At 71.2% G+C, this 12,302-nt stretch carries 10 protein-coding genes and 1 pseudogene; 2 read left to right on the top strand and 9 right to left on the bottom strand.

The genetic code is table 11. The features are described 5' to 3' along the window. Nucleotides 1-49 precede the first annotated feature (49 nt). The 8 genes and pseudogenes from ACQUQ0_RS04150 to ACQUQ0_RS04115 form a co-directional block, all read right to left on the bottom strand. Nucleotides 50-745 (bottom strand): annotated as a pseudogene (locus ACQUQ0_RS04150) (bacteriorhodopsin). 2 nt (nucleotides 746-747) lie between these two features. Then, on the bottom strand, nucleotides 748-3,105 hold the full coding sequence (locus tag ACQUQ0_RS04145) for a methyl-accepting chemotaxis protein (RefSeq protein WP_435183337.1): 2,358 nt from the start codon (nucleotides 3,103-3,105) through the stop codon (nucleotides 748-750). A gap of 209 nt (nucleotides 3,106-3,314) precedes the next feature. Further along, nucleotides 3,315-4,106, bottom strand: coding sequence for a Nif3-like dinuclear metal center hexameric protein (locus ACQUQ0_RS04140; RefSeq protein ID WP_435183336.1), 792 nt, complete (start codon nucleotides 4,104-4,106; stop codon nucleotides 3,315-3,317). A 56-nt stretch (nucleotides 4,107-4,162) separates the two neighbouring features. Beyond that, nucleotides 4,163-5,032: an arginase family protein gene (locus ACQUQ0_RS04135; RefSeq protein WP_435183335.1), complete on the bottom strand. Its 870-nt coding sequence runs from the start codon at nucleotides 5,030-5,032 to the stop codon at nucleotides 4,163-4,165. A 6-nt stretch (nucleotides 5,033-5,038) separates the two neighbouring features. Continuing rightward, the gene (locus ACQUQ0_RS04130) at nucleotides 5,039-5,413 is read right to left on the bottom strand and encodes a translation initiation factor IF-5A (RefSeq protein WP_372391264.1); all 375 of its coding nucleotides are present in this window, start codon (nucleotides 5,411-5,413) and stop codon (nucleotides 5,039-5,041) included. Between the two features lie 106 nt (nucleotides 5,414-5,519). After that, on the bottom strand, nucleotides 5,520-5,960 hold the full coding sequence (locus ACQUQ0_RS04125) for a DUF5518 domain-containing protein (RefSeq protein WP_435183334.1): 441 nt from the start codon (nucleotides 5,958-5,960) through the stop codon (nucleotides 5,520-5,522). A 107-nt stretch (nucleotides 5,961-6,067) separates the two neighbouring features. Beyond that, nucleotides 6,068-7,750 (bottom strand): ABC1 kinase family protein, encoded by a 1,683-nt coding sequence (locus ACQUQ0_RS04120; protein ID WP_435183333.1) that lies wholly within the window; start codon nucleotides 7,748-7,750, stop codon nucleotides 6,068-6,070. A gap of 7 nt (nucleotides 7,751-7,757) precedes the next feature. Further along, nucleotides 7,758-8,126: an Hsp20/alpha crystallin family protein gene (locus ACQUQ0_RS04115; protein WP_435183332.1), complete on the bottom strand. Its 369-nt coding sequence runs from the start codon at nucleotides 8,124-8,126 to the stop codon at nucleotides 7,758-7,760. Nucleotides 8,127-8,278: 152 nt separating this feature from the next. Between ACQUQ0_RS04115 and ACQUQ0_RS04110 the strand changes: the two genes are divergently transcribed. Together ACQUQ0_RS04110 and ACQUQ0_RS04105 are read left to right on the top strand one after the other, a co-directional pair. Next, the gene (locus tag ACQUQ0_RS04110; protein WP_435183331.1) at nucleotides 8,279-9,577 is read left to right on the top strand and encodes a molybdopterin molybdotransferase MoeA; all 1,299 of its coding nucleotides are present in this window, start codon (nucleotides 8,279-8,281) and stop codon (nucleotides 9,575-9,577) included. After that, entirely contained in the window at nucleotides 9,574-11,487 is a 1,914-nt protein-coding gene (locus ACQUQ0_RS04105; protein WP_435183330.1) for a molybdopterin biosynthesis protein, read from the top strand. Before ACQUQ0_RS04110 ends, ACQUQ0_RS04105 begins: the two co-directional genes overlap by 4 nt. Here ACQUQ0_RS04105 and ACQUQ0_RS04100 read toward each other — a convergent pair. After that, on the bottom strand, nucleotides 11,465-12,178 hold the full coding sequence (locus ACQUQ0_RS04100; RefSeq protein WP_435183329.1) for an HAD family hydrolase: 714 nt from the start codon (nucleotides 12,176-12,178) through the stop codon (nucleotides 11,465-11,467). The two genes, ACQUQ0_RS04105 and ACQUQ0_RS04100, sit on opposite strands and share 23 nt — an antisense overlap. Between the last annotated feature and the right edge of the window lie 124 nt (nucleotides 12,179-12,302).

Below are 12,302 nucleotides of genomic sequence, written 5' to 3'. Positions count from 1 at the left end.
CCGCGATTCGTCGGCGGCGGGGGGAAGAGAAGAGAGCCGCGAGCCGCGCTCAGTCGGCCGTCACGCTCATATCGGAGCGCGCGTCCGACAGCGCCGTCATCCCGCGGACCGCGACGGCGACGAAGCCGACCTTCGAGACGAGGTCGAGATAGGTGAACACGAGCGTCTGCGTTTCCGGCAGCAGCAGGCCGACGCCGGTCGGCGCCAGCAGCCACACGACCGGGTACAGCGTCTAGACGATGACGGTGAGGTTCCGGAGCGTCGTGAACGACGACTCCTCGCGCGGCGTCGAGAACGTCGCCCGCTCGGGCAGCGTCTGCACCAGCAACTGGACGAGCACGAGGTACGCGATCGTCCCCAGGCCGAAGAAGACGTACTGGAGGAGCCCGGCCACCGCCGTCGCGGCGATCCCGGCGAGCACGACCGCGACGTCGACGGCGACGAGCCGCCGGAGGACCCGCCGGCCGGGCCGCGAGAGCAGCCCGAGGTAGAGGACTATGAGCGGCGTCGTGAGCAGCCAGTCAACGTAGCGGACGATCTCGACGCTCTGGGAGCCGACCGCGATCGTCCCGTAGCCGAGCGCCATCAGCAGGTACGCCACGGCCGCGATGCCCGTCACGCCGAAGAGGACGGCGTTGAGCTCGCGGTGCTCGTCGGTCGTCACGAGCCGATAGCCCGTCGGGAGCGACCCCGCGGTCATCCCCGCGATGCCGATCCACAGCCACAGGCCGGTGGTGAACTCCATACTCACTCACCCCCTCCGGTCTCCCACTCGCCGGGCCAGTCCGCGTCGCCCCGGCGGGTCGAATCCGGCGTACCGCCGTCGGTGCGGTGCGAGTCCGGCGGCGTCCCGCCGTCGGCGCCGACGCGTCGATCCGACCCGGGCGCCGCCGAGCCGGGAGTCCCGGTGCTGAGCCCCGTGCCGGCGTCGTCGGGGACCGTGAAGTCCTCCAGCGCCGTCCGGAGTTCGCGTGCCTGTGCCGTCAGCCGCTCTGCCTCCTCGCTCACTGTCGTCATCGTGCTCGTCTGTTGTTGGGCCGCGGCGGCCGCGTCGGTCGCCTCCTCGGCGGTCTGGTCGCCGATCGCGGCCACGTCGTCGACCCGATCGACGACCGCAGTCGCCGACGAGGCCTGCTGGGCCGTCGCGTCGCGGATCTCCTGGATCGAGTTGTCCGTCTCCTCGACGGCGGCGGCGACGTTGTCGAGCGCGTCGATCGCGTCCTCGACGGTGTCGACGCCGCTTTCGATCCGTTCCTGGGTCGAGAGCATCGCCTCCGTCGTCTCGTCGGCGCGCGCCTGGATCCCCTCGATCCGTTCTTCGATCTCGGCTGCCGACTCGGCCGTCTCCTCGGCCAACTGCTTGACCTCGTCGGCGACGACCGCGAAGCCGTCGCCGGCCTCGCCCGTCCGCGCGGCCTCGATCGAGGCGTTCAGCGCGAGCATATTCGTCTCCTCGGCGATCTCGCTTATCACCTCGACGACCTCGCCGACGGCGTCGAGTTCGTCCGCCAGGTCCGTCACCTCCTGTGCGGTCTCGGCGGTCGTCTGCTCGACGGCGTCCATCTCGTCGACGGCCGCCTCTGCGTAGGACTGTCCCTCGTCGCCGAGTTCGGCCGCGCGCTCGGAGGCCTGGGCGACCTCGTCGACCGTCGCGGCGATCTCCTCGGCGGAGGACGAAAGCGCGTCCATCTCGGTCGAGACCTCGTGGAGCGCCTCGGTCTGCTGTTCGGCGCCGTCGGAGATCTCGGTCGTCGCCGTCGTCACCTTCGCGGAGGCCGCCTGGACCTCCTCGGCGCCCTCGTCGACGTGCTCTGCGGTCTCGACGACGTGCGCGGAGAAGGCCTTCACCTCGGCCATCGTGTCGGCGACGGCGTCGAGCATCTGATTGAACGAGACGGCGATGTCGGACATCGCCTCGTGCTCGGTGTCGGGGTCGAGCCGGCGAGTGAGGTCGCCGTCGGCGACGTCGTCCATCACCTGACCGTACTCCGCGGCCGTCGATTCGAGCGTCTCGTTCTTCTCTTCCATCGCCCCGATCTGTTCGCGGAGCGCGGTCCGCATCTCGTCGAAGGAGCGGTACAGCGTCCCGAACTCGTCGGTCCGCGTCGTCGAGAGGTCGACGTCGAGGTCCCCCTCGGCCATCGCGTTCGCCCGGCGGGCGAGATACCGGAGCGAGACGATCGAGTTCGACCCGACGACGACGCCGACGAACGCGAGGCTGATCAGCGCGAGCAGGATCAGCCCGAGGATCGAGGAGGTGATCTGCGAGCCCAGCGCGTAGGCGTTCGCGCGGTCGGACCGCACGAGGACCGTCCAGTCGAGCGACTCCATTCCCGCCCCGGCGACGAGCAAGTCGCCGCGGCGTTCGAAGCCGCCGTCGGAGAGCGACGCGAGGTCGCCCTCGTACTGGCTCAGCAGCTCGACGTGGTGGCCGTCCTCACCGCTGTCGGGGTGGGCGATGACGCGGCCCTGGCCGTCGACGACGACGGTCGAGCCCTGCCCGGCGATGTCGGCGAACTCGGCCGCGTGCGCCCTGAGGTTGATCATGTACACGAGCATCTTCCCGTCAGTCCCCTCGATCGGCGAGATCACAGAGAGGACCGGGAAGTCGACGACGGGGACCCGGAACGGCGAACTGACGTAGGTGTCGTCCGGCCCGGAGAACGTCGGCGGGTCGGTCGCGAAGGGCGCGCCCTGCTCGGCGGCGTTTACGCCCTCCATCTTCGGCATCGAACTGGCGCGGATGGTCTGGGAGTCGGCGTCGTAGTAGTGGACGGCGACGACGCCCTCGGGGACGGCGTCGCTCTTGACGGTCTCGCGCAGGTGCGCGGAGATCTCGCTCACGTCGCCCGACTGCAACACCGCCTGTGTCGAGTGCAGTCGCGTCTGTCGTTCGATTCCGCTGATCCAGGTGTCGAGCTCTGCGGCCCGGGTCTCGGCGGAGGTGGTCAGTTCCGTCCTGACCTCCTCTTGCAGCGTCGCCGAGGTCTCCTCGTGGACGACGACGCCGAACCCGACCACGAGGGCGACGACCGCGAGCAGCGCCACGGCGAGCTTCGCCCCGAAGCTCGACCTGACGGACTCGAGCGCTCCGTTGTGTGACATCTACACGTGATAGCCCGGTGTGAAATAAAAAGCCACCCCGCTGATTATCGGCGCTGATACTGCTCTACTAACTGTTGTGGCCGAATCCCGGAACGGCGGTACTGGAGCGGAAGGTCGCCGGCCGCCTCATAGTGAGTACTCTCACTGTGTACCGCCGAACGCCAGCCCCGGTGACGGCGCTCGGCGGGAAGAGACGAGCGTAATCAGTATCAGAGCCCCGTCGGATGCGAGAGGACCGTCGTCTCGACGCCCCAGTCTCCGACCAGGTCGGCCAGACGCTCGACGCCGAAGGTCTCGGTGGCGTAGTGGCCGCCGAGGAAGACGTGGATTCCGGCCTCGCGGGCCTCGTGGTAGACCTGCTGTTTGCCCTCGCCCGTCACGAGCGCGTCGACGCCGGCGTCGGCGGCCTCGCCGAGCCAGTCGACGCCCGAGCCCGTGACGACGGCGACGTCGCGGATCTCCGCGGGGCCGAAGTCGAGCACCTGGGGCTCCCGACCGTCGGTGTCGAGGTCGGCGAGCCGCGAGCGGACGTCGTCGACGGCGTAGGGCTCGGGCGCGCGGCCGCGACGCCCGATCGTCACGGGCCCCAGTTCGCCGAAGGCCGCCTGCCGTTCGAGGCCGAGGTGGTCGGCGAGCCCCGCGGCGTTGCCGAGCGAGTCGTGGCCGTCGAGCGGGAGGTGCGAGACGTACAGCGCGATGTCGTGGTCGACGAGCGCGGAGACGGCCTCGTACGCCCGGCCGGTCACGCGGTCGAGCCCGCCCCAGACGAGGCCGTGGTGGGTCACGAGCAGGTCCGCGCCCGCCTCGGCGGCAGCCTCGATGGTGGCCGCGGCGGCGTCGACCGCGAAGGCGGCGCGCTCGATCCCGGGCGAATCGTCCCGAGGAGTGTGCTGGAGGTCGCCGGGGCCGACCTGGAGGCCGTTGGCGCTGGCGTCGACGTCGGCGTACGCGTCGGTGTCGAGTCGGTCGTCGAGTCGCGCGGTGAGCGTCGCGAGGTCCATACCCCGTGTTCTCGGCCTCCGGGGAATAGGTCTTGTTTCCGCGGTCCGCGGACCGATCAGTCGTCCGCCGCGTCGGCGTGCGCGTAGACGAACTCCCGGCAGAGCTTCGCCGCCAGCGACGCGGCCTGGCCGTCGTCGCGGTCGTTGACCTCCACGACGTCGAAGCCCGCGGCGCGGGGCGCGACGGTCCGCACGACGTCGCGGAGCGCTCGGGGATCGAGGCCGAACGGCTCGGGCGTGCCGGTGCCCGGCGCGAACCCCGGGTCGGCGGCGTCGACGTCGACGCTCAGGTACGCGGTGCGGTCGCCGACGGCGGCGGCGAGATCGAAGCCCGCGACGTCCTCGGGCGCGACGACGGTCACGTCGTCGGCGGCGGCGCGCTCCCACTCCCCGGGGCTGCCGGTCCGGGCGCCGAGGACGATCGCCTCGTCGACGTCCGGATGGGCGCTCCCGCCGTCGCTGTCGGCGTCTTGGTCCGAGTCCGCGACGCCGTCGAGGATCCGCCGCGTCACCGTCGCGTGGCTGTAGGGGTTGCCGTCGTAGTCGGCCCGCAGGTCGAGGTGGGCGTCCAGACAGACGAACACGTCGGGATCGACGGCCGCGACGCCCGCCGAGGAGACGGTGTGTTCGCCGCCCAGGAGGAGCGGCACGGCGTCAGAATCGACGACGTCGCGGAGTTCGCCCGCGAGCCACGACAGGTACTCGGGCGCGTCGTCCCACGCGCGGACGTCGCCGTGGTCGTGGACGGAACAGTCCGAAAAGCGCAGGTCGGTCCGCCGGTCGTAGTCGTCGAACGGCCGGGCGAACCGCCGGATTCTCTCGGGGCCGAAGCGGGCCCCGGGTCGGAACGAGGTCGAGATATCCAGCGGGGCGCCCACGACGACGTACGCGGCGTCGGTACGCGATGCGGTCGCCCCGGGGAACATCGCCGATCAGACGATCTTCCGCTGGCCCTCGTACTCGAGGTACTCGATCTCGTCGTCGGGCGAGAGGTCCTCGTCGTCGGGGACGCGCATCGTGAACGTCTCGTAGGTGTCTAAGTCCATAATCTGGGCGTCCTCGCCGGTGACCGAGACGACCTGGCCCCCCTTTCGCTCGATGATCGGCACCCAGACCTTCGCGTCGACCGGCTGGCTGAGGGATCGCTTCTTGCCGTCGAAGACGCCGCGGCCCTCGATTCGGGCCTTCGCGCTGCCGTGTTTCCCGGGCTTGGCCGTGCTGTAGGCGTTGATCTTGCACGGGGAGTCTTCCATCATCACGTAGCTGCCCTCTTGCAGTTCGCGGACCTGCTTTTGCTCTTTCGCCATATCCCGGGATTGTCGTGTGGCCGGTATAAACGGTTTGGAAACGCGCGGGAGCGCCGGAATCGCCCGATCCGCGACCGAGCGTCTGCGGATCCGGGTCGAGACCGGCTCACGCCTCGTCGGCGTCGCCGTCGGCGCGCCGGCGCTGCGGTCGCTCGCCGTCGCGTCGTGCCCGCTCGTCCTGACTCCGCGTGTAGCTTCCGATGGCCCCGGCGGCGACGTTCGGGAGGCTCGCCGTCAGGAGAATCGCCGCCGTTGCCTCGCCGGCGCTGTCGAGGTAGGGTACCAGATACTCGATCGGAAACGGGAGCGGCGCGTCGGTGACGACAGAGAGGGCGACGAGTCCGGGGATCAGGACGATCCCCCACGCCATCGCCGTCAACAGCCCGTGCCAGGCGCCCTCGGCGGACCCGCCGCCGGCCAGATAGCCCGCGAGGGCGCTCCCGGCGAGGCCGCCGAGCAGCGTCACCCGGCCGGTCCAGGCGAAGACGAGCGCCTCGCTACAAGCGGCGAGGGCGAACCCGCCCGCGACGGCGCGCCACCGCGTCATAGCCCGCCGGTTTCGGCCCGCACCGAATAAAGCTACCCTCCGAGTGATCAACTCTGATAACCGAGCGGCCCGAAGGGCCGCAGCGGGAGCGGAATCGACAGGTCCCGCTACTCGCGTCCCTCGCGGCGCTCGCGCATACTCTGCCGGGTGAACTGCGGCTTGGCTCGGATGCCGCGCTTCCGCCGGAAGGAGCGGTACAGCGCGATCAGCGGCGGGATCGTCAGCGCCGCGGCGACGGCCGCCGGTAGCACGCTGGACTGGTCGAACGCGTAGAGGATCGCCGTCGAGAGCGCGCCGACGGCGACGAACAGGCCGTAGACGATCCGGCGGGCCAGCTTTGAGAGCACGTCGTTTTCGTCTTCGAGCCGGACGTTGACGGTGAGGTTCTCGTTTTCGACCCGATCGAGCGTGCGGTTCAGCTTCGGCGGCACCTCGAAGAGCGCCCGCGAGGTGTCTCTGACCTGCTCGCCGCCCTGCTGGATCAACTCGCGGGCGGTCTGCTCGTAGTAGCCCTCGTCCTGGAGGTAGTCGGTCGCGACCGAGATGAAGTCGAAGTCGGGATCGAGCGTCACGCAGACCCCCTCGACGACGGTCGCGACCCGGAGCACCAGCGCGAGGTTCCGGGGCAGCCGCAGGGGGAACTCGTAGATCGTCGACTCGACCTGCTCGATGATCTGCTGGACGCGGTACTGCTCGATGTCCTCGCCGCGGGCGTCCGCGATGGCCAGTTCCATCACCTCGCCCATCACCTGCCGGTCGGCCTCCGGCGAGAGCGTCCCCATCTCGATAAGGGTATCGAGGATGGCGTCGATGTCCTGGTTCGCGACCGCGACGTAGAAGTCGATGATCTTCTCCTGGATGAACGGCTCGACCGTGCCGGACATCCCGAAGTCGTAGAAGATGATCTTCCCGTCGTCGGTCACGGCCAGATTCCCCGGGTGGGGGTCGGCGTGGAACACGCCGTCGTCGACGATCATCTGGAGGTAGACGCGCTGGAGGGTCGTCGCCAGCTCCGTCCGGTCGATCCCCTTTCGGTCCAGGGTCTCGACGTCGTTGATCTTCGTCCCCGGGAGGTACTCCATCGTGAGCACGCGCGGCCCCGAGCGCTCCTCGATCGGCTTCGGGATCAGGATCTCGGGCGTGTCGGCGAAGTTGCCGCGGATCTCTTCGAGGATGCGCCTCTCGCGGCTGTAGTCCATCTCCTGGCGGATCGTCTTCGCGAACTCGTCGGCGAGGTTCTCGAGCGAGAAAGCCCGCCCCTGGCCGATGAACCGCCGGACGAGCGGCAGCGACCAGCGGATCACCCGGAGGTCGGCCTCGACGAGGTCCTCGATCCCCGGGCGGCGGATCTTCACCGCCACGGGGTCGCCCTCGTGGGTCGCGGTGTAGACCTGCCCGAGGCTCGCGCCGCTGATCGGGTCCCGGTCGAAGTCGTCGAAGGCGTCGTCGACGTCGCCGAGTTCCGCCTCGATGACGCGCCGCGACTCCTCCCAGGGCGCCGGCGGGACGTCGTCCTGGAGGCTCGACAACACGTCGATGTACTCCGCGGGGAGGATGTCGGGGCGCGTCGACAGCAGCTGTCCCAGTTTGATGAACGTCGGCCCGAGCGTGAGAAGCGAATCGAGCAGGACCTCGGCCCGCTCGATCCGCGTCTCGGGGTCGACCCGGCGGCTCCCGCCGAACAGGACGTACTTGCGGCGGTCCCGGGTGTAGGCGACGATCAGGGGGAAGAACTGCCGGACGACGACGAGGAACCGCCAGTACGCGCGGAGATTCACCAGCGTGACCACCCGACGGTTACGCGTCGTCTCCGGCCGACGTGATCGGGATCGTCTGCTCGGGGGCGGCGTCGCGCTTCGGCAGGCGGACCGTGAAGACCCCGCGGTCGACCTCCGCCGACGCGCCCGCGCCGGTCGCATCCGGCGGCAGCGGCAGTTCGGCGTCGAGGAAGAGCGGCCGGTCCTCGGAGACGTAGCGGAACTCCGGCGGCACCGCCTTCTCGCGCCGGGCCTCGACGACGAGCCGCCCGCGCTCGACCCGCAGGTCGGCGGTCTCGGCGGTCACGCCGGGGAGATCGAGTACGATCAGGTAGGCGTCGTCGGACTCCAACAGATCGGCGAACACCGACTCCGGAAGCTCCTGGAGTGCGTCCCGCAGTGCTGACATACGCCGGGGTTGGGGCGGCGGATCGAAAAAGGCCGCGGTCGCGTCGGCCGAAATCGGCCACAAGAGTCATATCGGAGTAGCGGAGCGCCTCGCGCGAGCGGGGATCGACCGCCGTCGCGGCTCTTTTTGTACTCGCGCGCGGACCGTCCCGTATGGACTCCTCGGACGCAGACGAGACAGCCCACGACCGGCGGTCGGCCGGGTTCAAAGACCGGACCCGGCTGGCCGTCGCCCGCCGCCGGCTCCTGGAGGCGGCGACGCCCCACGAGCGGACCGAACGCCTCTCGCTCATCCCCGCGGACGGCCGCGCGCTCGCGGAGACGGTCACGTCGCCGACCGCGGTCCCGGACTACGAGCGCGCCGCGATGGACGGGTGGGCGGTCCGCGCCAGCGACACCTTCGGCGCCTCCGACCGCTCGCCGGGCGTCCTCCGCGTCGCCGACGCCGACCCGCAGACCTCGCCCGACACGAGCGTCGGCCCCGAGTCGGCGGTGCGCGTCCATACGGGCAGCGAACTCCCCGAGGGCGCCGACGCGGTCGTGATGATCGAACACGCCGACGAGGTCGGCGGCGACCTGGAGGTGTTCGACGCGGTGACCGAGGGCGAGAACGTCGCGCCCGTCGGCGAGGACGTCGCCGAGGGCCAGGAGCTCTTCGAGCCGGGCCACCGGCTCCGCCCCTCCGACCTCGGCCTGCTGAAGTCGGTCGGCATCGACCGCGTGACCGTCTACGAGAAGCCCACCGTCGGGGTCGTCCCGACCGGCGAGGAGCTGGTACAGGAGGACCCCGGGCCGGGCGAGGTGATCGAGACCAACGGCCTGACCGTCTCGCGGCTGGTCTCCCGCTGGGGCGGCGTCCCCACCTACCGCAACGTCGTCACCGACGACGAGGCCGCCCTGCGCGCGGCGATCCAGCGCGACCTGACGAAGGACGTCGTCGTCACCACGGGCGGCTCCTCGGTCGGCGAGCGCGACCTCATCCCCGAAGTCGTCTCCGAGCTCGGCGAGGTGCTCGTCCACGGCGTCGCCCTCAAGCCGGGGCATCCGGTCGCGCTCGGCGTCGTCGAGGACACGCCCGTCGTGATGCTCCCCGGCTACCCCGTCGCGGCGATCATCAACGCCGTGCAGTTCCTCCGGCCCGTGCTGAAGCACGTCGGTCACCTCCCGGACGACCCGCCACCGACGACCGGGGCGGTCCTCGACCGAAAGATCCCGAGCGAGCCCGGGGTGCGGACGTTCGCCCGCGTGCAAGTGGACGACGGAGTCGCGGACGGGGACGACGCGGACGAGGGACCGGACGCGCTCCCGACCGCGACCCCGACGCGCGCCTCCGGCTCGGGCGTGCTCTCCTCGGTCGCGCTGGCGGACGGCTGGGTCGCCGTCCCCGAGGAGCGCGAGGGCTTCGACGAGGGCGAGACCGTGACCGTCGAGCGCTGGGAGTGGTCCGCGTGAGCGACCGCAAGCAGTTCCGCGACCTCGTCGACCCGGACGTCGCCCACGACGCCATCGACTCGCTCGACCTCGCGCCGGAGCCCGAGGCGGTCCCGCTCTCGGAGGCGCGCGGCCGCGTGCTGGCCGAGCGGGTCGACGCCGACCTCGACGTGCCGGGCTTCGACCGCGCGACCGTCGACGGCTACGCCGTCCGCGGCCGCGACACCTTCGGCGCCGACGAGGCCGACCCGGTGACGCTCAATCTGGTGGGCACGGTCCACGCGGGCGAGGAACCGGACGTCCCGATCGGCGAGGGCGAGGCCGTCGAGATCTCCACGGGCGCGGTGATGCCCGACGACGCCGACGCGGTCGTGATGGTCGAACGGACCGAAATCGATGGGGAGAGGGTCCGCGTCCGCACCGCCGTGGCCCCCGGCGACAACGTGATGGTCGCCGGCAGCGACGTCGCCGCGGGCGCGCGGGCGCTCGGCCCGGGCACGCGACTCACCGCCCGCGACGTCGGCCTGCTCTCGGCGCTCGGCCGCGACGCGGTCCCCGTCCGCGGCCGGCCGAAGATCGGCATCGTCTCGACGGGCGACGAGCTGGTCCGGCCGGGCGAGGAGCTGAACAGCGCGCGCGGGGAGATCTACGACGTCAACAGCTACACCATCGCCGCGGGCGTCGAGGCGGCGGGCGGCGAGGCCGAACTCTACCCCCACGCCGGCGACGACTACGACGAGATGGAGCGGCTCCTCCTCGAAGCGGCCGACGAGTGCGACCTCGTGCTCTCGTCGGGGTCGACCTCCGCGTCGGCGGTCGACGTGATCTACCGCGTCGTCGAAGAGCGCGGCGAGCTCCTCCTCCACGGCGTCGCGGTCAAGCCCGGCAAGCCGATGCTGATCGGCGAACTCGGCGACAGCGCCTACGTCGGCCTCCCCGGCTACCCGGTCTCGGCGCTCACGATCTTCCGGACGTTCGTCGCGCCCGCGATCCGCGAGGCCGCCGGGCTTCCGGAGCCGCAGACCGCGACCGCCAGGGGAAGAATGGCCGTCCGCGAGCGCTACAGCGAGGGGCGGCTCCGCCTGATGCCGGCCGGGCTAGTGACCGACGCCGACGGCGAGACGCTCGTCTATCCGGTCGACAAGGGCTCGGGCGCGACGACCTCGCTCGTCGAGGCCGACGGCGTCGTCGCGGTCGATCCCGACACCAAATATCTGGACCGGGGAGAAGAGGTCGAGGTCCAACTGTTCTCGCCGGATGTCCGCGCGCCCACCCTCTTGGCCGTCGGCGAGGACGATCCCGCGCTGTCGCGCGTACTCGACGCCCTCGAACGACCGCGGTTCCTCCCGCTCGGGAGCCGCGAGGGGCTCCGCCGGCTCTCCAATTCGGTGCCGGACGTCGCGGTCGTCGCCGGGCCCACCGAGAGGGACGTCGAGACGGTCGACCTCGGCGGCTGGGAGCGCGAGTGGGGCCTCGTCGTTTCCGACGGGAACCCGGATGCCGTCGACGGCCTTTCGGACCTGATCGATCGCGACCTCGCGTTCGTCAACCGCGGCCGCGACGCCGGGCTCCGGGCGAGCCTCGACGCCGCCCTGTCGGATCTCGCCGACGAGCGCGGCGCGTCGCTCGCGGACCTGACCGGGTCGATCCGCGGCTTCGAGGCCGGCACGAAGGGCTTCGAGAGCCCCGCGCGAGCGGTCGCGCGCAGCGAGGCCGACGCGGGGCTCGGACTCCGGGCGACCGCCAAGAAATTGGGGCTGACGTTCGTCCCGGTCGGCGTGGAGGACGTCCGCGTCCGAGCGAACCCCGACCGGGTCGAAAAGCCCGGCGTTCGGGAACTGGAAGCGACGCTGGCCGAGACGGGCGTCTACGAGTCGCTGCCTGGCTACGAGCGGGCGTGGCGGGATTCTATTTCCGAGCGGGGTCGCTGACCCCGCCGTCGGCGGCGACGTCGCGGTCGGGGCCCAGCGGGAGGTCGTCGAACGACGCGACGCGGTAGTCCGCGAGGACACAGCGGCCGCGCCGGTCCGGCGAGTGCCGCTCGACGTGGATGCCGTCGAGCCCCGCGTTCCAGGCCGCGCCGACGTCGCTCGCGCCGTCGCCCGCGAGGACGCCTCTTCCCGGCGTATCGGGGTTCCGTCCGAGCCGTTCGATGGCGTGACGGACGGGCGCGGGGTCGGGCTTCCAGCCGAGTTCCGGCGTGCAGGAGACGAAGGCGTCGAACCAGTCGCCGACGTCGAGGTGGTCGATCACGGGCTCGGCCAGGAACGCCTGGCAGTGGGTCACGACGCCGACCGGGCGGCCGGCGGCGACGAGGTCGGCCACGAGCGCCGCCGCGTCGTCGTGGAGGTAGGTCGCCTCCGCGCGGGCTTGCGGGTCCTCGACCGCGTGGAACGCCGGCCAGAACTCCTCGGGGTCGATCCCCCACTCGCGGAGCTGCGGGTCCCGCGCGCCGCCGAGGCCGTGCCAGAGGACCTCGGCCTCGCGGTCGGTGAACTCCCGGCCGATCCGGTCGCCGACCCGGTCGAACACCTCGCGGGTGTAGGACCACTCGGCGTCGACGAGCGTGCCGTCGAGGTCGAACAGCCAGAAGTCGTAGTCGGCGGGAGCGTCGGAAACCATCGGACCTCCTCTACGGAGCGCCGGCGTAAGTCGATTTCGCCGCGCCGGGCGAGCGTTTATATATCAAAATGGAGCCACCGACGGCGTGCGCTGAGTGCAGCCCCGGGCCGGGCAGCGGTCGTTC

Source organism: Halobellus sp. EA9, from assembly GCF_051195055.1.
Lineage (GTDB): Archaea > Halobacteriota > Halobacteria > Halobacteriales > Haloferacaceae > Haloquadratum > Haloquadratum rubicundus.
Note: the sequence above shows the minus strand (reverse complement) of the source record. Positions and strands in the feature narration are given on the sequence as shown.